This is a genomic window from Wolbachia endosymbiont of Kerria lacca, assembly GCF_051602725.1.
Taxonomy (GTDB): domain Bacteria; phylum Pseudomonadota; class Alphaproteobacteria; order Rickettsiales; family Anaplasmataceae; genus Wolbachia.
In genome coordinates this window covers 958,039-983,804 of sequence record NZ_CP192272.1, presented here as the reverse complement: position 1 = coordinate 983,804, position 25,766 = coordinate 958,039, and the positions used below count along the sequence as shown (strand labels likewise).

Genomic DNA, 25,766 nt, shown 5'->3' with positions numbered 1-25,766 from the left:
CAAGGTGATCCTTGAAGGTTTTCGTATTTATCATTACAAAGAAGTTCCAAGTACTAATAAAGAAGCATTGGGTTTAATTGAGAAAGGGATATCAAATGAAACTGTCATTATTGCTGATAAACAAACAGAAGGCAGGGGACGCACTGGAAAAAGCTGGATTTCTCCAGAGGGTAATCTCTATGCGAGTTTGATAATTAACCAAGAAAAGGATGTCAGCAAATTGACAGAATTGACTTTTGTGACTGCTCTTGCTGTTGGAAATACTTTATTATCGTTAAATTTCTTGAATAATCAAACCCACTGCGGTGTCATTCCAGTGCGTGACACTGGAATCCATACTTTTTCTTCTGGATCCCAGTGTCAAAGCACTGGGATGACAAGAGATCAATTCATAAACGATCTCAATCTTCAACATAAATGGCCAAATGACATTCTAATCGATGGCAAGAAAATAAGCGGAATATTGGTTGAAAAAAAATCCAATTCAAATTGGCTCATTATAGGAATTGGAATTAATGTCAATCATGCGCCACTTCCAGGCACAACGTGCATTAGCAATTACGGTGAATCTGTGTCTAACATGGATCTGTTAAAGGAATTAATAATAAATTTTAATAAGCTAAGAAAGCAATGGCTATTTGATGGGTTTTATGCTATAAGAGAAATGTGGTTAAAAAAAGCATTCAAAATGAATGAGCAAATCAGTGTAAAGTTAGCTGACAAATTGTATGAAGGAATTTTTGCTGATATAGATAAAAGTGGTAAATTGGTGTTGCAGCAAAAGGATGGAAGCTTAATTTATTTTGATGCAGGTGAGTTATTTATTGGCAGTGCATTATGAATACATATGTAATTTTTGCTTACCTTATTAGTTTCATACTGATTGGTGGAAATTTGATTTTTACCGTTTCTTGCTATACTAAAAGTAAAAAAATTCTAGAAAGCCTGAAAGATAATAATGAAGAAGAAACATAAGCGATTACTTATAACTTCAGGAATTTTCTGCTTTTTAAGTTGTGCAGTTTTTTTTATTTTAACAACGCTCAAAGAAAATATCTCATTTTTCTATACAGTAAGTGAGGCAATAGTTTTACCAAATAATCAAAAGCCAATCCGTGTTGGTGGAATGATTGTTGAAAATAGCGTGATACGGAGCGAAAGCGAAGTAATTTTTCAGATGACAGATTTTAATAAGAGCGTTATGGTGAAATATCAGGGAATACTTCCACCAATGTTTTCAGAAAAAAGTGGTGTTGTTGTACAAGGTAAAATGTTTGATAATGGTACCTTTCTTGCAGATACGGTGTTTGCAAAACATGATGAGAACTATAAGCCGAAAGTCCTAAAATAGATTTCCTAATTCAGTTGTATTGAAATGGTATGTGAAAGAAAGCAACAGCCTGCTAGCAAGCTGTTACTTTCCTAACTACCACAATATATCAGAGTGAGTTGGTGCTTCCCATTCTACGTCATTATGGTCAATTATTGCTGCTTTTAATCCTTCAACTTCGCCCCTTAGGTGATCAAGTTCTTCTGCCCATGTTCTATAGTTTTGATTATTATCAATAAATCCATCCTGCTGAATTAACTTATTCAAATGAGATAAACCTTCGGCCAAGTGTTGGTTCATATCAATAAACTCTCCTCTAAGTTGTGCTATGTTCTCCATAATTGAGACACGCAAGCCCGAAACAAACTTCTCGTTTAAATCGCAGACTAACTTATCCATAACTTGATAGACGTAATGAATTGTTGCAATTTTATCTTCAATGTCCTCAAAGTTTGTGGGCTTAACTTCAACTTCTATATTGTCTATTTCTTTAAAGTTGAAATCGCTCATTTGGTTTATTGCTTCAAAGTTATTTTCGCTTTCTTGTTTACTATTATTCATGCTAACTCCTATAAAATTTTAAAATCAACTCAGCTACATTGAAATGGTATGTGAAAAGAGGTAACAGCCTGCTAGCAAGCTGCTACCTTTTTTATTAAAGCAATCCGTTCTCTTCGCCAGTAAATGCAGGAGCTCCTCCAATCTCTGGTATATCATCAAGTCTAGTCTGAAGATCTTTAAGTTTATCGTCTATCTCGCTTGTCTTTGCGCCTATGTTTTCTATAGTTAATGACAGTGGTGTTACTACGCCATTTGTAATCGCCTCACTTATATCGCCGTTATATTTATTAATACTTTTCATCAGACCATCATAAAAATTTTTAAGATTCTTAACGCTTATCGTGATTCCCGGTATAGCATTAATCTCTTCTTCTTTCATGACCTTGGTTATATCAATCCCATCCGGTTTGCTTTTAGTAGTAATCTTCTTTATTTCTGGTGTTACAAAATCTGGTTTATTAAACGCCGGCTTCTGAAGTTGTAATGTACTATTTAATTCAACTCCTTCACTAGAATATAATTTTGTACTTTTACTCATAATAGTTACCTCCTATAAAAAAACTACTTATCTTTATAAATCACTACTATACAAATAACAGTGAGTCATTATTAATGTCTACTATTGTGAAGTCTGGGGCCTGTCCAATTTCTGGCATATCATCCTTGATTTGCTTGAGCATCTCCTTGATTTCCTCGTTATGTTTATTCTGTTCTTCAAGTTTCTCTTTCAATGCATCAATAATAGCATTGGACTGATCTTTACTGCTAAGATCACCAATCACAGACATGACTTTCTCGTGAGGCAATTTGTGAATAATATCTTTCAGCTCTCCTGCACCTAAATTATCCAAAAGTTCTTTAAACTGCTCATTAGACATATTGCGAGCAAAAGCTTGAAGTTTGTCTGGGTTGTCAGCTAAAGACTTAATGATAATCTGAATCTTATTAGAATCAGTTAAATCTCGAGCTACTATTGCAAGTTTATCGTGGTCTAGTTTATTAATTAAATTATGTAACCTATCTCCTTCTAAAGTGTGTACTAGGGCTGGAAGTTGCTCAGACCACAATTCCTTGGAAAGAATGGTCAAATGGTGCTCATCTAAATCTTTTGCTAATTCTACAAGCTGATAATCGTCTATATTATTGATAAGTGCCTTGAACTGATCGACTTTTAAATGAGGTAAAATTTCTCTTACTTGCTCTGGATTTAATTCTCTCACTAGGGCTCCAAGCTGATCATCATTTAAAATAGGAATAATTATTTGTAATTTTTCTGGATTTAGTTCATAAGCAAGAATATGTAATTGGTGATTGGTTAAATGACTCACCAAAGTTTTCCATTGATTATCTGTTAAGTGCTTTACTAAGTTCTCTATTTGGACTTCACTAAGAGTATGGGTAAGAGTTTCTAACTGATCTTCTGTTAGTCCCCCAACAAAAATTTTAGCAAACACCTTTGATAGTATTATATTCTCTGGTATTTTAGATAATATATTTTTTACTGTTTCTTCACTGACGTCCAGCCCAATATATTGTAATGCCTGATTGTCAGGTGAATTAACAATATTTCCTTGATAATCTGAGAAATAATATTTATAAGTATCAGACAATTCTTCCTGTGTTACATAAATGTACTTAGATCTCTCAGATTTAATATCATTACGCAAAGTACCAGAACAACCTTCTTCGCAGTCTACAGAGTACGATTTCATTGATAGCTTGACTAACATATCATTATAATATACAAATGCACAACTGTTTTTTGTATAACATGGTTTATCTCTAGAAAAACTACCTTTCAAAGTATTTCCCTCTTCGTTCCTTATGCAATAAAAGATATCTCCAAGGATGTTATTGCCGCATAATCTTATTGGTAATTCTATCGTTTCATCTTCTTTTCCCAGTTGCACAAGCTTAACTTTTTTAACCGATTGAAAAAGAGAAAATTCAGGCCAATAGACGTTGTTACCAAATCCTTTTGATAATTCCTCTCCGGGTACCATCTTAAAAACGCGTTTCTTGCTACTCATAAGTATTTCCTAATCAACTTAATTATAGCTATTCTAACATTTATTGATTAATTTATTTTTAAGTTAGCATATATCAGAATTATAATAACACACATTACTTGCATAAAGAAAAGTTACAGAAAGAGGGATTTTTTAGGAAACTAGTATAAAACACTCCTAGATTAAAATAAGCTGACTTTATGATACGCTAGAACCTATATTGGTGGAGGCAAGCGGGATCGAACCGCTGACCTTCTGCGTGCAAAACAGATGCTCTACCAGCTGAGCTATGCCCCCAATTCTTGCTTAAAGCATAAATCACTCACGCTGAAATGCAAGAAATATTTATTTGTGAGGCTATTGCTAAATAGTGCACAAATTCTGCATTTATGTATAATTCTCTATCTTTTTAGAGTTGTACGTCAGCTTTACCAAAATGAATCTTTGAATTAACAAGAAGTTTTCCTTCAAAAATTTTTAATTAAATTATCACTAATGCAGTACATTATGTAATTTATTTAACCACACATGAAAATTTTAGTTTGATTAAAACGGATAAAAACTATATTACTGTTTAGTGTAGCTGAAAAATAAAATGATCCCGTAGCTCAGCCGGTAGAGCAACTGACTTTTAATCAGTGGGTCACGCGTTCGAATCGCGTCGGGATCACTTAGAATCTTAAAAGCATGCTAAAAGAACAGGATAAAATATTCATAAACTTAAATGGTAAAGAAACACCACTACTTGAAGGTGCAAAAAAACGTGGTAGTTGGCAAAAAACAAAGGAATTACTGGATTTAGGATCAGAAAAAATCATTGATGAAGTAAAGAAATCTGGCTTGAGAGGTCGAGGGGGTGCAGGATTTTCTACTGGCCTTAAGTGGAGCTTTATGCCTAAAAATCCTTTAAAAGCGTATTTAGTAGTCAATGCAGATGAGTCAGAACCTGGTACGTGTAAAGATAGAGATATATTACGATATGAGCCACATAAGTTACTTGAGGGAATTCTTCTAGCTGGCAGAGCGATCAGCGCATCAGTTGCATATATTTATATCAGGGGTGAATTTTATAATGAATATTTAGTTCTAAAAAAGGCACTTGAGGAAGCCTATAAAGAAAACTTAATTGGAAAAAATGCCTGCAAATCAGGTTATGATCTTGATGTGTTTATCCATAGGGGTGCAGGAGCTTACATATGTGGGGAAGAAACAGCTCAACTCGAATCCATTGAAGGAAAAAAGGGCTTTCCTCGCATGAAACCTCCATTTCCTGCAGGTGTTGGACTTTTTGGTTGTCCAACTACAATAAACAATGTTGAAACTATAGCCATGGTTCCAGATATTCTAAATCGCGGAGGAGAGTGGTTTGCATCTCTTGGTAAACCAAATAATACTGGCACTAAGGTCTTTTGCATTTCAGGGCATGTAAATAATCCATGTAATGTTGAAGAAGAGCTCGGAATTTCACTGCGTGAATTAATTGAAAAATACGCAGGTGGAGTGAGAGGAGGTTGGGATAATTTACTTGCTGTAATACCTGGTGGGTCTTCAGTCCCACTAATTCCAAAATCTATATGTGATACTATTGAAATGGATTTTGATTCATTAAGGGCTGCACAATCAGGGCTTGGTACTGCTGCTGTAATAGTGATGGATAAATCAACTGACATAATAGCTGCAATAGAAAGATTATCACATTTCTATATGCATGAGTCCTGCGGACAATGTACACCATGCCGTGAAGGCACTGGATGGATGTGGAGGATTATGAGAAGAATGGTAGCAGGAAATATTAAACCTGGTGAAGTAGATAAGCTACTTGACCTTACAACTCAAATAGAAGGGCATACAATTTGTGCACTTGGCGATGCTGCAGCTTGGCCAGTTCAAGGATTAATCAGACATTTTCGTCATATAATTGAAGAGAGGATAGTAACTTAACTTATACTTTTAAATGATTTTACTACTTAGCAGCTAAAGTTAAAGAATATTGATTTCCTTCCCTTTTAGGTGCTAATTCTACTTTTGCAATATCTTCAGCGTCTCTAATTAGCCGTTCTAATTTTTTCAGTCCAACTTCAGTGTTTACAAGCTCTCTCCCTCTAAATCTCATTGTGACTTTAATTCTATGTCCATGCACAAGAAAATCCCTTGCTTGACGCAATTTTGTTTCGTAGTCGTGATCACCAATATTAGGACCCAGTTTAATTTCTTTTATAGTTAATGTTTTTTGTTTCTTTTTTGCTTCACTTGCCTTCTTTTTTATATCATACTTTTGTTTGCTATAGTCCAGAATTTTACATACTGGAGGAGTTGAATCAGGTGCGATTTCTACCAAGTCTAAATTAACACTTTGTGCAACTTCCAAAGCTTTTTCTATTGGAACAATTCCGACCATTTCACCACTATGATCAACTAAGCGTACCTCCTTAGCTGTGATGAGTTCATTAATTCTGTTTTTATTGTTCTTTTTGACTTGCAAATTTTAGCTCCATTAATTCAAATTAATAATCTTTAACAGCAATTCAGTAGCATTCTCCAAAGAAAAAGACTCCTGTTTTTCCGATCCTAAATTTCTCACTGACACAGTTTTATTTGTAACTTCATTTTTGCCTATGATCCATAATATAGGTACCTTACTTGAACTATGCAAACGTATCTTATAGCTAATTTTTTCATTGGTCAAATCAGTTTTGATTCTCACACCTTGTTCTTTTAAAACGTTGCTGATTTCTGTAGCATAACCGTCAGACTCATTTGTAATGGTCAGAATAGCAAGCTGTGTTGGAGCAAGCCAAACTGGAAATTTTCCTGCATAATTTTCTATTAAAATTCCAATAAAACGCTCAAAAGTTCCAAGAATTGCCCTATGTAACATGACAGGGTGATGCTTGTGCCCGTCTGTTCCTATATAAAAAGCTCCAAGCCGCTCCGGTAAAATAAAATCAACTTGCAACGTTCCACATTGCCAATTTCTACCTATTGCATCTTTCAAAATAAACTCTAACTTTGGACCATAAAATGCACCTTCACCAGGATTAAGTTCATAACTAAGCCCTGCTTCTTTAACTGCTTCAAGCAGTGCTCTTTCAGCTCTATCCCACACTTCATCATTACCTGATCTAGTATCTGGACGGTCTGAAAATTTCACAGAAATTTCATTGAACCCAAGTTCTGAATATACTTCTTTTAAAAGGTCACAAAACTTTACAGTTTCAGAATTCACTTGTTTTTCCATACAAAAAATATGTGCATCGTCTTGCGTAAAACCACGCACTCGCATCAGTCCATGCAATGAGCCTGAGCTTTCATTTCTATGGCATGTGCCAAACTCTGCCATACGTATCGGTAAATCACGATAGCTTCTGATGTGAGAATTAAAAATCTGCACATGACAAGGGCAATTCATGGGTTTTATTGCTAGCTTTTTACTTTCAGATTCATCAATAATGAACATATTTTCACGAAACTTATCCCAATGTCCCGATTTTCCCCACAGCTCTTTGCTTACTAAAATAGGGGTTTTCACCTCAAAGTAGCCATTGTTCATTAACTTTTTTCTGATGTAAGACTCAAGAACATTATATAAAGTATATCCCTGTTCATGCCAAAAAATCTGCCCAACAGCTTCCTCTTGAATGTGAAATAAGTCCATATCCTTAGCAATTTTGCGGTGGTCGCGTTTTTCTGCTTCCTCCAGACGTTTAAGATAAGTATTTAATTCATCCTTATTTCTCCACGCGGTGCCATATATTCTTTGCAACATTGGGCCCTTAGAATCGCCACGCCAGTATGCACCTGCTACTTTCATAAGTTTAAACGCTTTAACTCTGCCAGTTGATGGTGAGTGCGGACCACGACATAGGTCTACAAAGTTGCCTTGTTTATAAACAGTTAGGTTTTCGTTTTCTGGTATTGATGAGACAATATCAACCTTGTATCTTTCACCTATATCACTAAAGAAATCAATTGCCTGCTTACGAGTCCAAACTTCTCGGACGAATCTGTGGTTACTTTTTATAATTTCCTTCATTTTTTTTTCTATTGCAGCAAGATCGTCCGTGGTAAAGGTACGATCTGTAGCAAAATCATAGTAGAAACCATCTTGAATTGTTGGCCCGATAGTAATCTGAGTATTAGGAAAGAGCTCTTTTACTGCCTGCGCCATTATATGAGCAGCATCATGCCTTATTATATCTAAACCCGCTTCGTCACTCAGTTGTATTACCTCTATCTCTGTATCAGATTCAATTTCACGTGAGAGATCATACAACTCACCATTTACCTTAAAGGCAATTGCTTCTCTCAAAGCATCCGGTTGTAATATATCAAAGCCAGTGACTCTACCACTGTATTCTTTTACTTTTTGTTCGGCTAAAAAGGTAACTTTTATCATTCATTAGACCTTTTATCATCCCAGTGCTTGACACTGGGATCCATGTTTCTTTCTTTTCTAGATTCCAGCGCCACGCGCTGGAATGACACCAAAAGGTGAGCTACTGATCTTTCAGTTAAATAACAGTTGTACAAGAGATCTATTACATACTTGCTGTAAGAAATTTTAATTGTTGACATACCTAGTTAATAATACGGCCTATTCTTTTTTAACCTGAGTGCAATTGCTTCTTCCCAAACTTCACCATTACGCAATAGCTTTTCTTTATTGTACATTAGCTCCTCTCTTGTTTCAGTAGCAAATTCAAAGTTAGGACCCTCCACAATTGCATCAACTGGACATGCTTCTTGGCAAAGTCCGCAATATATGCATTTTGTCATGTCAATATCATAGCGTGTGGTGCGGCGACTACCGTCTTCTCTTTCCTCTGCTTCAATAACTATTGCTTGAGCAGGGCAGATAACTTCGCATAACTTACAAGCTATGCATCGTTCTTCACCATTTGGATACCTACGCAGCGCATGCTCACCACGAAACCTTGGACTTAAAGGGCCCTTCTCCATAGGATACCTCAAAGTAACCTTTGGTTTGAACATATATTTTAATGTAATAACAAACCCTTTAATTAACTCTACAGAAGACCAATACCAAGCTAATTTCTTGAGCATAATATTTAAAACTTGTGTCAGTCATTATAAATCATATTATCAGTTTTCAAAATAAATATTTTCATCTGGATGACTTTTGTAGTTTTTCTATACAATATATTTACTAATACTGCATTAATATGAATAAGTAATATAAGCAAAAATTTTTTAGATTAGGTATTTCGATTTCTTAAATTGCTAAGTAGTTTATATAAATAATGACAAACACAAATGAAACTATTTTTGCTTTGTCGACCGTATTTGGTAAGTCAGGAGTTGCAGTAATCAGAATTTCAGGCAACTACACCCTTAAAGCTTTAAATCATTTTCATATTAAGAAAAAAATCAAACCAAGATTTGCTACTTTAGTTGATCTATATGATGATTCCAATCAATTGATAGATAATGGAATAATCATCTATTTCCCTGCTCCAAACAGTTTCACTGGCGAGGATGTTATAGAGTTACAAGTGCATGGAAGCAAGGCCGTCATAAAAATCATCTTGGAGAAATTATCAAAAATTTTCGTTATGGCCAGGCCTGGAGAATTCTCACTTAGGGCTTTTCTAAATGGTAAATTTGACTTAACGCAAATAGAAGGAATTGCAGACTTAATTGATGCTGAAACGAAAATGCAAGCTAAACAAGCGATTAAGCAGATATCAGGAGAATTGGAGAGACTATACAGCAATTGGAGGCAAAGATTAATAACGATACAATCCAAAATCGAAGCATATATAGACTTTCCAGAGGACATTTGGGCAGAAAAAAGTGAATTGGAAAAAATTAATAATGAAGTGCAATCTCTCGTGCAGTTGATACAAGAGCATTTAAATGATAATAGACGGGGCGAAAGGTTGCGTGAGGGTTTACATATTGTAATAACTGGTGAACCAAATGTCGGTAAATCAACTCTGTTTAATTTCTTAGCCAAGCGTGATATTGCTATTGTTTCTGAATATGCAGGCACAACAAGAGATATACTTGAAGCTCATATTGACATTGGGGGATACCCAATCATTCTCTCTGATACTGCTGGAATTCGTGAGAGTTCAGATCCAATAGAATCAGAAGGTATAAGTCGAGCGAAAAAAAGGTCTTTTGAAGCTGATTTAAGAATAGAACTATTTCCTTTTGAACAGCGTCATAATATCAATTGCAACGTTGTAAATAGCGATACTATTTATGTATTGAGCAAAGCTGACGATGCAATTAATGACAGAAATATACTGATTGGCGGTGTAGATTTTCTACCTATTTCTATTTTAAAGGGAATAGGTACAAACAAGTTGATCTCTCTCATAAAAAAGAAGGCAGAGGAAAAATTTGGGCATGATAGAGACACTCCTGTGATTACTCGGCAAAGACATAGGAGTCACATGCAGAAAGCACTGGAACATTTACAACGTTTTAAAATCGATAATCCAATTGAGTTGATATCTGAAGACTTGAGGCTTGCTGCATTTGAACTTGGTGCAGTGATTGGAATTATTAATGTTGAGGAAATATTGGATAGTGTGTTTAGTAGCTTTTGTGTAGGCAAGTAAGATTTTTATAGATTGCTTGAAATTAAATATTGTGGTAAAAAAGAGGTGGACGGATGGCCGAGCGGTTTAAGGCACCAGTCTTGAAAACTGACGTACGGAAACGTACCATGGGTTCGAATCCCATTCCGTCCGCACTTACTTCTCAGATTTAAAATGTTAGTTAATTTTTAGAGCTTATTTAGATGGTTCATAACGCTGGAAATCTTATCTAATCTAGCCACATCTTTTAAAAATACATCCCTTTGTAAATTGACCTTGTTAGCAAAGAAAGCTAATATCTATAAATAGATCACCATCTGAATATGGAAACCGATATAGTAATAATAGGTGCAGGGCCTATTGGAATATTCACTGCTTTTCAAGCGGGAATGCTTGATATGAGATGTCATGTAATAGATGTTTTGGATCAAGCAGGAGGACAATGCACAGCTCTTTACTCAGAAAAGCCAATATATGATATACCTGGTTATCCTGTAATTACTGCCCAAAAATTAATTGAGCAGTTAATGGAGCAAGCTTCACCGTTTGAGCCTGTTTACCATTTAAGTCAAAAAGTGGAAAAGATTTCAAATAACGAAGGTGAAAACTTTACTATCATAACGAACATAGGTACAGAGGTAAAATGCAAAGCCGTTATCATTGCTGCAGGTAACGGAATGTTTGAACCTAACCGTCCACCCTTAAGTGGTATATTAGAATATGAAAATAAATCTGTATTTTATAGTGTAAATAAAATTTCTGATTTTCAGGACAAAACTATAGTCATTGCAGGGGGGGGTGATTCTGCGGCTGATTGGACTGTAGAACTTTCTAAAGTTGCGAAGAAAATTTATGTGATACATAGGAGAAAGGAATTTCGCTGCACTCCTGAAACTAGAAATAAATTAGAATCACTTGAAAATGACGGAAAGATAGAACTGGTAGTGCCATATCAATTACACGAACTAGCAGGAGGTAATGGGCAGTTGAGAGCAGTGATAGTAAAAAACATTGCCTCTAAGGAAGAAAGAGAAATATCCGCTGATTTTTTGCTGCCATTTTTTGGATTATCAATGAATCTTGGTCCAATAAACAATTGGGGTATAGAGTTAGAACATGGCCGCATAATTGTCGACCCAGCTACACTTAGAACCAGTAGAGATAGAATATATGCAATCGGAGATATAGCTACTTATCCAGACAAACTAAAATTGATACTAAATGGTTTTGCTGAGAGCGCCATGGCTTGTTATCACATATACAAAGTAATTCACAATTCTCCAGTTAATTTTCAATATTCAACTTCAAAGGGAATTCATCGAAATTAAAGAGTAAAGAGATCCATGAACCTGCATGCAGTTATCTCAAGCATAAGGGAATACAAACGAAAAAGATTACTTTACAAATTTCCCCAACTCCCTTATCATATCAATAAGAGTATTTATCCTTGTTTTTAATCTCTGCAGATTTAACAACAAAATTCAGTAAAAAACTCAGGTATATATTGGCAGATTACATAAAATTATAGCGGCTGCATGTCTTTTTATTTTTTCTACATTCAGCCAAAATGCGCTTTAAATAAGCGTTAGCACATTATTACAATGCCAATTTACATTATTATAGGGTCAAAACTCGTTACACGGGGATTCTTTTGCCTTTTTTCTTCATTTGGTGAATTTCTTAATACTTGTAACTAAAGCTTCAGGCCAGCACTTGATGCTGGAATGGCTTTGTTGCACCACTCAAGGAAAGAACAGGCAGTTACTGATGGAATTTGTTATAAAATAGATATTTAGCCGACAAAGGAAAAATATGCCAATAAGAATGAAAGTCAGTAACTGCAATGAATATAACAAATTTCTTCAAGAAAGGGGAAATGTTTTTCATTATATCAACGATGCCATTGAAAATTGGTACGAAAATAGTCCAAAAGTAGCAGGTGGCAACAATGTCTACAGCGACAAAGTAGTGATTCTAATTCACATAATAACCTATCTATTCAGGATTGGTCTTAGGCAAACAGTGGGATTTATAGAGAAATATCTTGAGCAAATAGGGAAAATTTTGCAAATTATCAGCTATTCGCAGGCTTCAAGAAGGTTTAAAAAGCTTAATATCAAAATCAACGACTGCAGAGTTGATAAGAACGATATGGAAGATATTGAAATTGCTATAGATAGTACAGGTATCAGCATCTACAATAATATTCCAGGCCATAGTAAGGCAAATGGTACAGATAGAAAGTATCGCCGCTATGAGCAAACAAGAAAGCTACATGTAATGCTAGAGATAGGTAGTAAAAAAGTTATAGCTGCAAAATACAGTAGTGGAGTTTATTCCGACCACTATGGAGCCTGTGATCTTATTGAAAGAGTGGATACCAAGTATAACATAAGCACGATATATGCAGATAGGGCATATAATCGAAAGAAGTTATACAAACTGTGCGATGAGCTTGACATAAAGACAAGGATTCCTCCGCAAAATAATGCAGTAGAGCATCCAAAGTTGGATTATATGAATGAGAGAAATTCTACAATCAAGCTCATAAAGTCATATGATGAAGATGGTATGAAGAGGTGGAAAAAAGAGATAAATTATTGGAAGAGATCTTATATAGAAAGTTTTTTCTCGCGACTGAAGCAAATATTTGGATTTAGTTTTAGGAATAAATCTGAGATTAATCGTGAGAAGGAACTGCTACTCAAGTGTTATTTGCTTAACAAATTTACTGAAATAGGCATGGCTAAGTTTGATATAGCTTCATGAATTTATTATACATTACCCACTATCCGAAGAGCTGTGCAACAAAGCCTGCTGGAATCCAGAAATCTTTTGAGCACAAAAGTTATGCTAGGTTTTGTTGGTAAGAAACCAGTGTCAGCTACTCGGATGACACCAAAGGGGCACTTGGATAGAGGCTACTTGAATAACACCATCATAAGGTGAACCAGTGTCAAGCACTGGAATGACAAGGAGAGGGCTACTTGGATGACAAGAAAAAGGACGCTGATATGACACCAAAGAGGCTGACACCACCATAAAGTAAATTCCACTAACACTATAGGAGACTAACATGAACTTTTTAAAATTTATCGAACTATGCTTTCAAACGGTGATGCCGGGATGTGAGTATAACAATTATCAGTATATAAAAATCATAGCAGACAGGCTTGAAGCAGCAAGTGTTGGTGAAGTGAAGCGAATAATATTCAATATGCCTCCGCGCTCGATGAAGTCTATGTGCGTGAGTGTTGCATGGCCCGCATGGATACTTGGTAATCAGCCAACCGCAAGAATAATAGTTGCAAGCTATTCTCAGCGGCTTAGCGAAAAGCATTCGCTTGACACCAGGTGCGTGATGCAGTCTAGTTGGTATAGAGTGCTATTTCCAGAGGTAGAACTATGCAAAGACCAGAACACTAAATATAAATTTCAAACAGTGCAGAGAGGATGTAGGATTGCAACATCTGTTGGTGGAACACTGACTGGTGAAGGTGGAGATTTTATCGTCGTGGATGATCCACTGAGTTCCTCTCAAGCTTTGAGCGAGACGTTTAGAAAACGTGCCACAAACTGGTTCGATCAGACTCTAATAACCAGGCTTAATGACAGGAAAAAAGGAGTTATCGTTGTTGTAATGCACAGACTACATCAAGAGGATTTGACTGGGCATCTTCTCTCCAAGCCGAAAAATATATGGCATCATGTTTGTTTGCCAATGATTTCTGAAAATAAGGAAATTATCTATTCAATCAAAAGATCCATTCTCCCTTCTCCTGTTCCTATTATTCAAGTAACTACAAATGAGTGCAAAAGCTCAACAGGCGCTACATCTTCAAGGATTTTATACTTAAAAAAGGAAGGTCAGCTGCTATATCCCCTAGATGTAGGAGAAATTGAAATGATAAAGGCTGAACTTGGGAGTTACGCTTTTGCTGCTCAATATCAACAAAATCCTCTGCCGCTTTCAAGTGGTATAATTAAGCAAGAATGGTTGAAACGCTATAGAAATTTTCCTGACAATCTCTCACATATAACTCAGAGCTGGGATACTGCAGTTTCAACAAACGATTCTAGCGGCTTTAGTGTCTGCACCACCTGGACAAAGGTGAATAATAAGTTTTATTTACTCGATGTATACCGTGCGAAGCTTGAGTATCCAAAACTTAAAGAACAAGTTCTATCACTAGCTGCAAGGTGGAAGCCACACGCAATTTTAATCGAAGCAAAAACAAGCGGTCAACAATTGATTCAAGAGCTAAAGACAATACCTGTTATTGAGATAGTGCCTCATAACAGTAAAATCGCTCGATTCCACCAGATTGTTCCGATAATAGAATCCGGCAAGGTTTTTCTGCCGCATCAAGCAATATGGCTCAGCGATTTTGAGTATGAAATTTTAATGTTCCCAGAAACCCGCCACGACGATCAAGTAGACAGCACTGTGCAATACCTTCAGTGGATGAGAGATAGTAGCTTCAGGGTTGCAGCTATACGAACATTGTGATTCAAGAGGCAATAATTTGCTACCCACAATTTCGATTATAAGCTCATTTAAAATAAATATTGCTTTTCTAGTATAATATATGATAGTTAGATGTTTTACTCTAGTTTAAAGGTAAAGTTATGGCAAAAGGATATGAAACACTGAAAAAAGTATTGAATGTAATTAACGATAAGCAAGATTTTAATAAAGATAACATAATTGAGAAAATACAAGAAGAACTAGAGAGGCAGGATCAAGATTTACATAAAGAGTGGATTGATGAGAAATTCGATATAAATCATGAATTTACCTCAGATCATCCTAAATATTTAAAGTTTACGTTATCAAGGATAGCTGCTGAGGCAGGCTATGCAAATGTGTTGGATGCTCTAATATCATCAGGATCAAACATTAGCGATAAGAGTGGAAAAGGTTGGACTCCTGTATTAAATTTAGCAGCTAAACATGGCCATATAGGAACAGTAGAAGCTCTATTAAAGATCGAAGGAATTAAAATTGATGAAAGGAATGAACATGGGTTTACCCCATTACACAATGCTGTTCATAAAGATCACAAAGAGATAGTAGAGGTTTTACTCCAAGCAGGAGCAAATGTTGATGCGCAACATTTGTATGGAACTCCTTTACATTATGCTGTTTCTTATTGTCACAAAGAGACAGTAGATGTTTTACTCGAAAAAGGAGCAAATGTTAATGCAGTAAATACACATGGAATGACCCCTTTAGATTATGCCAAGGGTCAAAACGTAGAAGTTCTATTAAAGGCAGGAGGACGTTCTTTTGTGAAAGCATTTAATAAAGGGATTGCTACCGCTGTAAAAACTGCATTATTAGGCACTGCTATAGCAGCGGTACTTTTTGCAACTGAAACAATTGCAATACCTATAGCTATAGCAGTGGTTGCAGTTATAGCAGTAGCACTAGCAGTTGGTGGTGCTACATATATGATGTTAAAGCCCAGTACTAAAGTTGATGGAGTAGCAGTCTTAATGGATGGGCGTCAAGAAGCTGCTAGCACTAGTAGGGTTACCTAGCACGTATTCGACCTAGCTGCATAAACTACTGATCATAGAAAATGACATTACAGGGACACTGGAATAACGTAGGAGAGAGCGCTGACAACTTTCGTTTAGGCAAGATTATATCTTGAAAAAATTAAGCTTTAGTGCTACTAAATATTGTAACTTCTATGCTGAAACCTGACTATGAATATGGAAAAAATACGCAATGCTAAAATAAAATTACCAATATTTCTCGATTATCAATCTACTACTAAAGTAGATCCTCGTGTTTTGGAGGTGATGATACCTTATTTTGGTGAGTTTAGTAATGCACACTCTCGTAGTCATTCATTTGGTTGGACAGCTGAGGAAGCAGTAGAAAAAGCAAGGAAGCACATTGCTGATTTAGTGAATGCAGACAGCAAAGAAATCGTCTTTACCTCGGGTGCAACCGAATCAAATAACATGGCTATCAAAGGTGTTGCTCATTTTTATAAGAATAAGGGAAATCATATAATAACTGTCTGCACGGAGCATAAGTGCGTTTTAGATTCTTGTCGACATCTGGAAAATGAAGGCTTTAAAGTTACATATTTGTCCGTTAAGCAAAACGGAATTATAGATTTGTTGAAACTTGAGGAGGCAATCACTGATAAAACAATTCTGATTTCAGTGATGATGGCAAATAATGAGATCGGAGTAATGCAACCTGTCAAAGAAATTGGTGCAATGTGTAGAAAGCATAATATATTTTTTCATACAGACGCTGCTCAAAGCTTTGGAAAAGTTCCAATAGACGTAAATGAAATGAACATTGATCTTATGAGCCTTTCTAGCCATAAAATTTATGGACCTATGGGAATAGGTGCATTATATGTCCGTAGAAAAAATCCTCGTGTTAGGTTGACGCCACTAATTAGTGGTGGTGGACAGGAGAGAGGCATGCGCTCTGGAACAGTTCCTACTCCCCTTGCAGTTGGTTTTGGTGAAGCGGCACGTATCGCTAAAGAAGAAATGGAAATAGAAGCAAGCAAATTAGAAGAGTTGAGAGATATTTTGTACAACAAAATAAAAGAGGCATTTCCTGATGTTGTTTTAAATGGTGACTACGAAAATAGGATTCCAGGTAACCTTAACTTAAGTTTTCCTTACGTTGAGGGTGAGTCTCTTATCATGGCAATCAAGGATTTAGCAGTAAGCTCTGGTTCTGCATGCACATCTGCATCTCTTGAACCTTCTTATGTCATAAGATCACTAAACAATGGCCACGATCTTGAGCATTCATCAATTAGATTTGGCCTTGGCCGATTTACAACTAAAGATGAAGTTCTATATGCAGCAGATCTTGTTACTAAAAATGTTGGACGGCTAAGAGAAATGAGCCCACTTTTGGAAATGGTACAAGAGGGAATAGATTTAAGCACCGTAAAATGGGATTCTCATTGAAGAATAAGACGTTAACCATTAGCAGAGTGATGGTTGTCTAAGCTCTTTCTATGGGTGAAATCGGAAACTTAGCTTTAAGTTCTTTGTAGATGCCACGGAACTAAGTAGCAATCCTATACATATTAAGCTCGCAGCAGTTGTGCTTCCGCCATAGGATAGAAATGGAAGTGGGTCACCTATTATAGGTAAAAGGCCTATTGTCATTCCAATGTTTATAAAGAAATGAGCACCAAAAAAGGCGAAAACCCCGATAGATATTAACTTAGAAAAATAATTTTTTGACCTGTAAGCGATAGAGAATATTATAGCGAGGAATGTGGTATAGAGTAAAATCAAAGTTATGCTGCCTAAAAAACCCCATTCCTCACTCAGTACCGCAAAAGCAAAATCTGTGCGTTTCTCTGGCAAAAATCCAAGTTGAGTTTGACTCCCATTAACAAATCCCTTACCAAATAAACCTCCTGAACCAATAGCTATTTGAGATTGCTGTGCATTATAACCTATTCCAAGTGGATCTACTGATGAATCCAAAAATGATAATATCCTTTGCTTGTGATAAGGGCGCAAAAAAGGCCAAATAGCTGGTATTGCGAAAATGCCAAGCGCTCCAAAAATTATTAAATGAGGTCTTTCCATTATTGCTGTGAATATAATTGATGCTCCTATAAACAATATTATTACAGCTGTTCCTAAATTAGGTTGCTTCAATACAAGGAATACAGGTAAGAAAATAATTATAAGTGGCTTAAATAAACTTTGAAATTTCATCATTTTATACACACTTTGTTTATTAAAATAACGAGCAAGTGCAAGTATTAAGCCCACTTTTACAAATTCTGATGGTTGTAAACTAATTGACCCAATTCTTATCCATCTTGTTGCACCCATTATATGCGAGCCAAAAAAATTTACTGCTAACAGCGCAATTACTGCTACTATGTAAAAAAAATAAGCGTGCTTCAAATAAAAATCTAGCTCTATAAATGACATAGCTATAGCAAGCAAAAAGAAGAAAGAGAATATGACCAATTGGTGAATTGCAAATGGAGCCCACTTTCCTCCAGCAGAAGAATATTGCACAACAATGCCAACGCAAAACAGAGCTATTACGTTAATGACTAATAATAAGTGAATCTTCTTCAGCTTATCCACAGCAAAAACTTTACAGACTTTGAGATACAATAAAACATAAGAAAATCAAAAAGCAAATTTATTAATTACCAACCGAATTGGACTACTATATATCCCAGTTATTACCGTTAAAATTGCCATAAATAATAGACAAAAGAGCATAAGCAATGGTACCTCATTAAGTGTCATTTCAGCGTTTGATGCTGTACTGTTTTCAAAATATATTTTCTCAACCATTCTCCACATATATATTAGTGCAAGAAAAGAGCCAGCAGCAAAAACTGCAAGGGAAATCCATGCATGAGATTCGATAATTGCTTTCATCATATACCACTTACTTACAAAGCCATTTGTCAAAGGTACACCGATTAATGCGAAACTAAGTAGAGTAAATGCAAGTGTTGTATAGGGCATTGACTTTTTTAGTCCTGATAAATTTTCTATTTTTGTCATACCAAACTTATAAGAAATACACCCTGCAGTCATGAATAAAGACGTTTTTATCATGCTATGATTTACTATGTGAAGAACTGCTGAAAACAAACCTGCTTTTGAATTTAAACCCAGCATTAAAATTATATAGCCAATCTGACTGATACTGGAGTGAGCAAACAGTCTTTTTATATCTTTTTCGATCATTGCAGATATTGATCCAAATACAACAGCACAAAGCGCAAGGATGATCATCACGTTGCTTAGTGGTAAGAAAAAATTTTGCTGAAAAACAGTGTAAAAGATTCTAATAAAAACATATATCATCACTTTGGTTACTGTACCTGAAAAAAATATGCTAATGAAGCTAGGTGCTTCACTATATGCGTTAACCAGCCATCTGCTGAGTGGAAACAGTGCCATTTTGATTGAGAGACCAACAAAAATGAATAATGTACCAAGTCTTATGATGTTATTATCGTATAATGGTACTATTCTTTCAGCCATGTCAGACATGTTGAGCGTTCCGGTCATAGAGTATAAAAGGCCGATGCCAAACAAGTAAAATGTTGCTCCTACAGTACCACTAATGAGGTATTCAAATGCTGCAACTAAAGCTTTCTTATCCCTTCCCATTGAAACTAAAACATAAGAAGAAAGAGATGAAATTTCTAAAAAGACATAAAGGTTGAATATATCGTTTGTTACTAAAATTCCAAGTAATCCACTCAAGCACAGTAAAAATAGAGAATAAAAACCAATGATTTTGTTTTTGCTAATCTCTTTTTCATTAATATGAAAGCTATAAAGCACACTAATCAGCGCTATAAAATTCACCAAAGTTAGAATCAAGGAGTTCAATATGTCGATTCTCAACTCTATTCCGTATGGAGGAGCCCAATCTCCAAGATAATAAGTTATAATTTCACCATTGTATGTTTTCACTAGCAACATTAATGAAATAAAGAAAGTAGCTGCCGTTGTAAAAAAAGAGATAAACCAGGACACCTTATGTTTCCTGGTAAGAAAGCAGAACATCGATGCAATTATTGGTATAATAACTTGTAGAATTGGTAATTGCATTAAACTGTTGTTAATACATCGTTAAAGTATTAGTATATATAATACTTTTTGTTTTAATACCTTTATGTTATCTAAAATTTATAATGCAGTAACAAACTTATTAAGGAGAAAAGGTAAACTTATAGGTAGGGATGAAAACGTAAATTCTTACTATGAGTCAAGTAAAGGGAAAAGATGGGTAATATATGGTAATGTTTCTGAGCCCACAACAATTCCTCCAGAATGGCATATATGGCTGCATTATACTAATAATGAAGTACCAGTTAATAATAACAAAAGAAAAACTCCTAATTTAACAGGTACGAAAGGTGCATACTACCCAAATCAAAAGGTGAAAAACTACTATGAAAGCTGGAATCCTAATAATTAAAGATGCGAAGGTCAAATATACTTGAAATAATTGCTGGATCATTTGTATTAATTTTCACTATTTTTCTTGTCTTCTTCGCTATTAATAAGCTATCTTACATAAAGAGAAATTATAAGGATTGCTATAAAATACATGGCCTTTTTACTGATGCTAACGGTGTAGGGGTTGGTGATAGTGTCAAGATCTCTGGTGTAGAAATCGGAAGCATAACTGGTGTATCACTTGACAAAGCTACCTACATAGCACGAATCGATATGTGCATAAGCAGAGACATAAAGTTGCCAATTGATAGCTCAGCTCTAATCGCTAGTAGTGGAGTTGTTGGTAGTAAATTTGTTAATATATTACCTGGTGCAGATCCTAAATTAATTTCACACGGTGGTAAAATAGCGTATACTCAAGCTGAAGCAAATATGGGTGGAATAGTGGATAAAATTATTGGCATGTTTACAAAGTGAGAATAAGAACACATAAGCCAACTTGGCCTATGTACAATTAAGGGATTTTTCTATCAATAGCTTGAAGTTGTTCAGCGTTTGAATTATCAAGATTTCTGCTAGGTTTTACATTCCTAATAATCTCAACAAATGCTTGTACTTTCAGTATAGGAGTGTTTTTTTTACGTACTTAGGGAAGTGTTAAATAAACTGTATCAAACCGAGAAGTAATAATAAAATAGAAACAAAAAATGGAGGTTTGACAATGAGTCAAGCAAACAGAACTACCGGTTTGGTAGACTATAAAGAATTAGAAACAAATATCTTATCGTCTATACGAGAAGGAAGACCATTGACGGAAAGAGATGGTGCATTAACACCGTTTGTAAAAAGGCTACTGGAATCGAGTCTGGAAGGTGAAATAAAAAATCACTTGTCGGCTAAAAGCGAAGAAAATAACCGAAGAAATTGAAGAAATTCAAAGACTTTACGGACAAGTGTAGGTTCATTTGAGTTATTGGCACCAAGGGATAGGGAAGGAAGCTTTGAGCCACAAGTAGTCAGAAAAAGGCAAACAACCGAACTTGAAGCAAAGGTTTTAAGTATATGCCAGTGGCATGGTATATAGAGATATAGCGTCGCATGTAGAAAAGATATAAAATATCTGTAGCAGAGATATCAAGTATTACTGATAAATTATTGCCTGTAATCAATGAGTGGCGTAGTCGTCCACTGCAATCAGTGTATCCAATAGTGTTTATGTTTTTTAAGGTCAAAGAAGACAGGCATTGCGTAAGTAAATACATGTAGAATATATTAGCAGAATGAAAGGAAAGAAGTTTTAGGTTTTTATATAGCAGAAAGTGAGGGAGCTAACTTTTGGCTAGGGATGTTAAATGACTTAAAAGAGAAAGGAGTAGAAGATATCCTGATTGTATGTGTAGATGGGCTAAAAGCTTTCCTACAGCAATAAACAGTGTATTTCCTAAAGCAGAAATACAACTATGTATTGTACATCAGATAAGAAATTCACTGAAATATGCATCGAGCAAAGATGTGAAAATTTTCATGAATGATTTGAAAAAAATATACCGTGCTGCAAGTAGAGAAACTGCCGAAAATTATTTGCTTGAGCTAGAGGAAAAATGGTGAGAAAAATATATAGCTCTTCTCATAATAGTGGAAACAGGATAAAATAGAGACTTAGGGTAATAAGAAGGTAAAAGTGCCAGCAGCATACAGTTATGACTTAAGGAAAAAAGCCATGAAGGAGAGAGTAAAACAGCAGTAGCAAAGAGGTTCAAAATCGGTAGAGTGACATTGTACAAATGGGAGAAAAGGCGGAAAGAAACAGGAATCGAAGAAACTGGGAAATAGAGGCTATAATCATAAAATCACCGATTGGAATGCGTTTGTAGAATTTATAAAAAAGCACGGCGGTAAAACACAATCAGAGGTGGCCAAACTCTGGGGCAATATAAGTCGTCAAACGATTCATAGAGCTCTAAAAAAATTTGGATTTACACGCAAAAAAAGATTTATGGATATGAAGAAAGAAACGAAGAAAAACGAGCTGAATTTCTGAAAGTCATATCGGCAGAGTCCCCTAAAAATTTGGTATATATTGATGAATCTGGTATAGACAATACAGAAGATTACCCATACGGATATTGCAGAAAGGGAGAGAGGTTTCATGCACTAAAATCAGGCAAGAAAACTCAGAGAGTTAGCATGATTGCATCTTTAAATAAGGGAAAAATCGTTGCACCTATGACGTTTGAAGGCTATTGTGATACAGAGGTTTTTAATGGCTGGTTCGAGCAATTTCTGGCACCAACTTTATAGCCTGGACAAACAGTGATTTTAGATAATGCAACTTTTCATAAGTCTAAAAAGATTGTCGAATTTGCCAAAAGGGTTGGTGCAGACATTCTGTATCTGCCTCCATATTCTCCAGATTTCAATAAAATTGAGCATCATTGGTTTGCTATAAAAAACAGAGCCAGGAAAAACATTCCTCTTTTTAAATCTTTTCGTCAAGCTGTCGATTCTGCTTTTCTTCATTTGTTTCCACTATTATGAGAACAGCTATACTTTAGTTTTGGGAAAATAATTGGGAAAATCTGTCTAGTTATTTTAAATATTCCGGCCCTGTAAGAAAATTAATTTATACCACAAATCCTATTGAAGGGTTACATAGACAGATCAGAAAATTTACTAAAACTAAGGGCTCATTTACTAGCACAAATGCCTTCTATGAACAGGTATATTGTGCTATAAAAAAGTTAGGAGAAAAATGGGGTATGCCTATACATGATTGGGCTTTGACTATGTCTCAACTTGATATTTTTTTTTCTTGTAGAGTTGAATTAAAAATGCGGCTTGACACAGTTTATTTAACACTCCCTTTTTGAAAGTTACAGATCGCTAAAAATATTTAAACAACTAATTTTTATAACTTTATACCAAAAAAACTATTCCCACCTTAATTATCAAACAGTAACGTATAGAACTACAAACTTTTGTATATTAAGAAATTGTTTAAATTGCATACCTGGCTACTATGTCTCCTACTTCCAAGATAAAGTACCTTTCACTAAAAAATATTGAATTTAATTTTTGTAATCACTTAAGTCTAGTATTATTTTGTTAATGTATCGTTCATTTGCATCCTTGATGATAAATTTTATACCATTTTTATATCTTATAACTTCATCTACAGAAGGTACCTTACCAGCAATTGAAAGAACCAAACCACTAAGTGTGGCATAATGCTCTTCAGAGTCACACAACTCTATTTTTAGATTTTCCTCTATATCCTTTATAAGGGCCCTTGCCGATATTTCAAACTTATTTTGAGATAATTCAGTAATGGTGTGTTCTGAATTTACCTCATTCTCGTTATCAATATTTGGTATCAATTCTTCTATAAGATCATTTATCGAAATTAAACCATCAGTTCCGCCATATTCATCCAGTACAATAGCTAAATATGACTTGGAAGATTTCATTCTAACAAAAAGATTTGTTGCTTTCATTGAGGCTGGGACAAATATTACATTTTGTATAATATTTCTCAGATTAAAATCTTTATTCTTATTGAAAATGATATCTTTTACGTAAAAAAAGCCTATTACGTTGTCAAAGTTATTCTTATAAGTTGGTATCTTAGCATGGTAAGTGTTTTTCACCTTCTTTATTACCTCATCCTTGCTCGATTCAATGTCTATTGCACATATCTCCTTACGTGGAGTCATTATATCCATGATACTACAATCACGGAATTTTAATAGACTATTAAGTATGTCAAGACCTGACAGATCACCCATTAATGCCTCAGTCGCACATTTTTTTAACACAGAAGTTTTGTTGAAGAGAAAGAAAAAAATTTTGTATGCTATTTTTTCTACTAAAGTTCTTTTCTTATTCAATTTATTCCCTTTAATGGTGAAAATATCTTTAGATAAGGTCTATCAAGAAAACTGTTATTAAATGTTTAATAAGCATGTGAATAATGTCAAATTAATTTGTGAATTATTTGTTAATATAAAATACTAACAATTGATCAACAACTTTCTCAACGACATATACATAATTGTGTAACAATACATGATAGTAAAGTATTTTCCGTAAAAGAAAATTACTAACATTATAAATATCTTACTTATACACATAAATTATAAGGCAAAATCAATAGTATATAGAAGTTATTAACATATTTATCCACAAGTTAAGTAACAATAATTTTTACTGAATTTTAAGTTAATAACAATTTATTGATAGAACTATTATTACTACTATACTTTAGTATAGAAAAAAGTAGATAAAATAGATTGGAAAGCAACAAACCAGCGATAGTAAGAATTATTAAGCAGAATAAGCCAAATGAAAAAGTACCTATTTGGTTAATGCGCCAGGCTGGTAGATCTCTTCCTGAGTATCGCAAAGCCGTAGAAAAAACGAGTAATTTCATGGAGATATGCTATAGCATAGATTTAGTGGTAGAGCTGACGCTACAGCCAATAAAAAGATTTGATATGGACGCAGCCATAATTTTTTCAGACATTTTAATAATAGCTGACGTTTTAGGTTGTGATGTGAATTTTGTTCGCGGTGTGGGTCCAATAATAAAACCTGTGAAAAGCTCTGAGGAGTTAAAAAATTCACAAGAATTTGAAACTAAAACCTTTCCAATCTTAAATGCCATCAGGAAAGTAAGAAGCCAATTATCAGAGGAAAAGTCCCTTATAGGCTTTGCTGGAGGGCCGTGGACGGTAGCTTCCTACATCATAGAGGGTGGTAGTAGTAAAACTTTTTCTAAAGTATTACATTTCTGTTCCCTAGAACTAGAAGAAGTAATTAAAAAAATAACAGAAGCGACAATTATTTATCTAATCAAACAGATAGAGTTTGGAGCAGATGTTATTCAGTTATTCGACAGCAATGCTGGTATATTGCAGGGAGAACTGTTTGAAAGGTATGTAATCAAGCCAACAAAGGAAATTGTTTCAGCAATAAAGAATAAGTTTCCTGATTTTCCTATAATAGGTTTTCCACGCTCTGCTGGAAATCTTTATAAGGATTACTATGAGAAAACAGGTGTATCTGCAGTAAGTATAGATTATAATGTTCCAATAGAATGGGCGAAAGCAAATCTAAAAATTCCTCTGCAAGGGAACCTTAATCCTAGTCTTTTGGCCTACAATAAGGCAGAAGCAATTGAAGAAGCAAAGCGTATAATAGATTGTTTTAGAGGGTTACCTTTTATATTTAATCTTGGACATGGAGTGCTTCCTGATACTCCGGTTGAAAATATTGCTGCATTAGTGGACCTAGTAAGAAACTACTAAAACTCTTGTATGAAAAGCCTTTATGAGGGTGGAATGA

Annotated in this window: 22 protein-coding genes, 3 tRNA genes and 3 pseudogenes; 18 read left to right on the top strand and 10 right to left on the bottom strand. The window is 35.0% G+C overall.

What is annotated here, in order from left to right; all coding sequences use genetic code 11:
* Window positions 1-4: 4 nt before the first annotated feature.
* From ACQ4M0_RS04470 to ccmE, 3 genes are read left to right on the top strand one after another with little or no spacing between them, the layout of a single operon-like run.
* Window positions 5-841, top strand: coding sequence for a biotin--[acetyl-CoA-carboxylase] ligase (locus tag ACQ4M0_RS04470; protein WP_007302384.1), 837 nt, complete (start codon window positions 5-7; stop codon window positions 839-841).
* A complete protein-coding gene (locus ACQ4M0_RS04465) occupies window positions 838-975 on the top strand; it encodes a CcmD-like small membrane protein (protein WP_007302385.1) in 138 nt (45 codons plus the stop codon). Before ACQ4M0_RS04470 ends, ACQ4M0_RS04465 begins: the two co-directional genes overlap by 4 nt.
* Window positions 959-1,351, top strand: coding sequence for a cytochrome c maturation protein CcmE (ccmE, locus tag ACQ4M0_RS04460; protein WP_012481969.1), 393 nt, complete (start codon window positions 959-961; stop codon window positions 1,349-1,351). Before ACQ4M0_RS04465 ends, ccmE begins: the two co-directional genes overlap by 17 nt.
* A gap of 75 nt (window positions 1,352-1,426) precedes the next feature.
* Here the strand turns inward: ccmE and ACQ4M0_RS04455 are convergent, their stop codons facing one another.
* The 4 genes from ACQ4M0_RS04455 to ACQ4M0_RS04440 all read right to left on the bottom strand — a co-directional run bounded on the left by ACQ4M0_RS04455 (window position 1,427) and on the right by ACQ4M0_RS04440 (window position 4,197).
* Window positions 1,427-1,891 (bottom strand): hypothetical protein, encoded by a 465-nt coding sequence (locus ACQ4M0_RS04455; protein WP_007302387.1) that lies wholly within the window; start codon window positions 1,889-1,891, stop codon window positions 1,427-1,429.
* Window positions 1,892-1,985: 94 nt separating this feature from the next.
* Window positions 1,986-2,429 (bottom strand): hypothetical protein, encoded by a 444-nt coding sequence (locus tag ACQ4M0_RS04450; RefSeq protein ID WP_438456300.1) that lies wholly within the window; start codon window positions 2,427-2,429, stop codon window positions 1,986-1,988.
* A gap of 46 nt (window positions 2,430-2,475) precedes the next feature.
* A complete protein-coding gene (locus ACQ4M0_RS04445) occupies window positions 2,476-3,921 on the bottom strand; it encodes an MgtE intracellular N domain protein (RefSeq protein ID WP_438456299.1) in 1,446 nt (481 codons plus the stop codon).
* Window positions 3,922-4,121: 200 nt separating this feature from the next.
* Window positions 4,122-4,197 (bottom strand) — tRNA-Ala (locus ACQ4M0_RS04440).
* Window positions 4,198-4,497: 300 nt separating this feature from the next.
* On the opposite strand from ACQ4M0_RS04440, the gene ACQ4M0_RS04435 reads away from it, so the two are divergent.
* Window positions 4,498-4,570, top strand: a tRNA-Lys gene (locus tag ACQ4M0_RS04435).
* A gap of 17 nt (window positions 4,571-4,587) precedes the next feature.
* Window positions 4,588-5,841: an NADH-quinone oxidoreductase subunit NuoF gene (nuoF, locus tag ACQ4M0_RS04430; protein ID WP_007302390.1), complete on the top strand. Its 1,254-nt coding sequence runs from the start codon at window positions 4,588-4,590 to the stop codon at window positions 5,839-5,841.
* 22 nt (window positions 5,842-5,863) lie between these two features.
* Here the strand turns inward: nuoF and infC are convergent, their stop codons facing one another.
* The 3 genes from infC to nuoI all read right to left on the bottom strand — a co-directional run bounded on the left by infC (window position 5,864) and on the right by nuoI (window position 8,964).
* On the bottom strand, window positions 5,864-6,382 hold the full coding sequence (infC, locus tag ACQ4M0_RS04425) for a translation initiation factor IF-3 (RefSeq protein WP_007302391.1): 519 nt from the start codon (window positions 6,380-6,382) through the stop codon (window positions 5,864-5,866).
* A 12-nt stretch (window positions 6,383-6,394) separates the two neighbouring features.
* Complete coding sequence (thrS, locus tag ACQ4M0_RS04420) at window positions 6,395-8,296, bottom strand: threonine--tRNA ligase (RefSeq protein ID WP_213863851.1); 1,902 nt, start codon at window positions 8,294-8,296, stop codon at window positions 6,395-6,397.
* Between the two features lie 185 nt (window positions 8,297-8,481).
* Complete coding sequence (gene nuoI, locus ACQ4M0_RS04415; protein ID WP_012481971.1) at window positions 8,482-8,964, bottom strand: NADH-quinone oxidoreductase subunit NuoI; 483 nt, start codon at window positions 8,962-8,964, stop codon at window positions 8,482-8,484.
* A 197-nt stretch (window positions 8,965-9,161) separates the two neighbouring features.
* Here nuoI and mnmE point away from each other — a divergent pair, with 197 nt between their 5' ends.
* The 7 genes from mnmE to ACQ4M0_RS04380 all read left to right on the top strand — a co-directional run bounded on the left by mnmE (window position 9,162) and on the right by ACQ4M0_RS04380 (window position 17,426).
* Complete coding sequence (gene mnmE, locus ACQ4M0_RS04410; protein WP_007302394.1) at window positions 9,162-10,490, top strand: tRNA uridine-5-carboxymethylaminomethyl(34) synthesis GTPase MnmE; 1,329 nt, start codon at window positions 9,162-9,164, stop codon at window positions 10,488-10,490.
* 47 nt (window positions 10,491-10,537) lie between these two features.
* A tRNA-Ser gene (locus ACQ4M0_RS04405) sits at window positions 10,538-10,622 on the top strand.
* A gap of 170 nt (window positions 10,623-10,792) precedes the next feature.
* Window positions 10,793-11,797 (top strand): NAD(P)/FAD-dependent oxidoreductase, encoded by a 1,005-nt coding sequence (locus tag ACQ4M0_RS04400; protein ID WP_007302395.1) that lies wholly within the window; start codon window positions 10,793-10,795, stop codon window positions 11,795-11,797.
* 484 nt (window positions 11,798-12,281) lie between these two features.
* Window positions 12,282-13,238 (top strand): IS5 family transposase, encoded by a 957-nt coding sequence (locus ACQ4M0_RS04395; RefSeq protein ID WP_213863789.1) that lies wholly within the window; start codon window positions 12,282-12,284, stop codon window positions 13,236-13,238.
* A 307-nt stretch (window positions 13,239-13,545) separates the two neighbouring features.
* Complete coding sequence (gene terL / locus ACQ4M0_RS04390; protein WP_213863854.1) at window positions 13,546-14,979, top strand: phage terminase large subunit; 1,434 nt, start codon at window positions 13,546-13,548, stop codon at window positions 14,977-14,979.
* A 119-nt stretch (window positions 14,980-15,098) separates the two neighbouring features.
* Window positions 15,099-16,013 carry an ankyrin repeat domain-containing protein gene (locus tag ACQ4M0_RS04385; protein WP_213863855.1) on the top strand — a complete coding sequence of 305 codons (915 nt, stop codon included), beginning with the start codon at window positions 15,099-15,101 and terminating at the stop codon, window positions 16,011-16,013.
* A gap of 171 nt (window positions 16,014-16,184) precedes the next feature.
* Entirely contained in the window at window positions 16,185-17,426 is a 1,242-nt protein-coding gene (locus ACQ4M0_RS04380) for an IscS subfamily cysteine desulfurase (protein ID WP_007302400.1), read from the top strand.
* A 48-nt stretch (window positions 17,427-17,474) separates the two neighbouring features.
* Here ACQ4M0_RS04380 and rodA read toward each other — a convergent pair whose 3' ends face one another.
* Both rodA and ACQ4M0_RS04370 read right to left on the bottom strand, forming a co-directional pair.
* Window positions 17,475-18,578, bottom strand: coding sequence for a rod shape-determining protein RodA (rodA, locus tag ACQ4M0_RS04375; protein WP_213863856.1), 1,104 nt, complete (start codon window positions 18,576-18,578; stop codon window positions 17,475-17,477).
* A 45-nt stretch (window positions 18,579-18,623) separates the two neighbouring features.
* Window positions 18,624-20,072, bottom strand: coding sequence for a proton-conducting transporter transmembrane domain-containing protein (locus tag ACQ4M0_RS04370; protein WP_438456298.1), 1,449 nt, complete (start codon window positions 20,070-20,072; stop codon window positions 18,624-18,626).
* Window positions 20,073-20,136: 64 nt separating this feature from the next.
* On the opposite strand from ACQ4M0_RS04370, the gene ACQ4M0_RS04365 reads away from it, so the two are divergent.
* The 5 genes and pseudogenes from ACQ4M0_RS04365 to ACQ4M0_RS04345 form a co-directional block, all read left to right on the top strand.
* The gene (locus ACQ4M0_RS04365; RefSeq protein WP_007302403.1) at window positions 20,137-20,442 is read left to right on the top strand and encodes an NADH-ubiquinone oxidoreductase subunit NDUFA12 family protein; all 306 of its coding nucleotides are present in this window, start codon (window positions 20,137-20,139) and stop codon (window positions 20,440-20,442) included.
* A gap of 2 nt (window positions 20,443-20,444) precedes the next feature.
* The gene (mlaD, locus tag ACQ4M0_RS04360; protein WP_438456297.1) at window positions 20,445-20,900 is read left to right on the top strand and encodes an outer membrane lipid asymmetry maintenance protein MlaD; all 456 of its coding nucleotides are present in this window, start codon (window positions 20,445-20,447) and stop codon (window positions 20,898-20,900) included.
* 244 nt (window positions 20,901-21,144) lie between these two features.
* Window positions 21,145-22,028 (top strand): annotated as a pseudogene (locus ACQ4M0_RS04355) (IS256 family transposase); the annotation flags it as partial.
* A gap of 76 nt (window positions 22,029-22,104) precedes the next feature.
* A pseudogene (locus ACQ4M0_RS04350) lies at window positions 22,105-22,961 on the top strand (IS630 family transposase).
* A 20-nt stretch (window positions 22,962-22,981) separates the two neighbouring features.
* Window positions 22,982-23,293, top strand: a pseudogene (locus tag ACQ4M0_RS04345) (transposase); the annotation flags it as partial.
* 198 nt (window positions 23,294-23,491) lie between these two features.
* Here the strand turns inward: ACQ4M0_RS04345 and ACQ4M0_RS04340 are convergent.
* Window positions 23,492-24,310, bottom strand: a complete 819-nt coding sequence (locus ACQ4M0_RS04340) for a transporter associated domain-containing protein (RefSeq protein WP_007302250.1) — start codon at window positions 24,308-24,310, stop codon at window positions 23,492-23,494.
* 477 nt (window positions 24,311-24,787) lie between these two features.
* Here ACQ4M0_RS04340 and hemE point away from each other — a divergent pair, with 477 nt between their 5' ends.
* The gene (gene hemE, locus ACQ4M0_RS04335; protein WP_410543650.1) at window positions 24,788-25,729 is read left to right on the top strand and encodes a uroporphyrinogen decarboxylase; all 942 of its coding nucleotides are present in this window, start codon (window positions 24,788-24,790) and stop codon (window positions 25,727-25,729) included.
* Window positions 25,730-25,766: the final 37 nt, after the last annotated feature.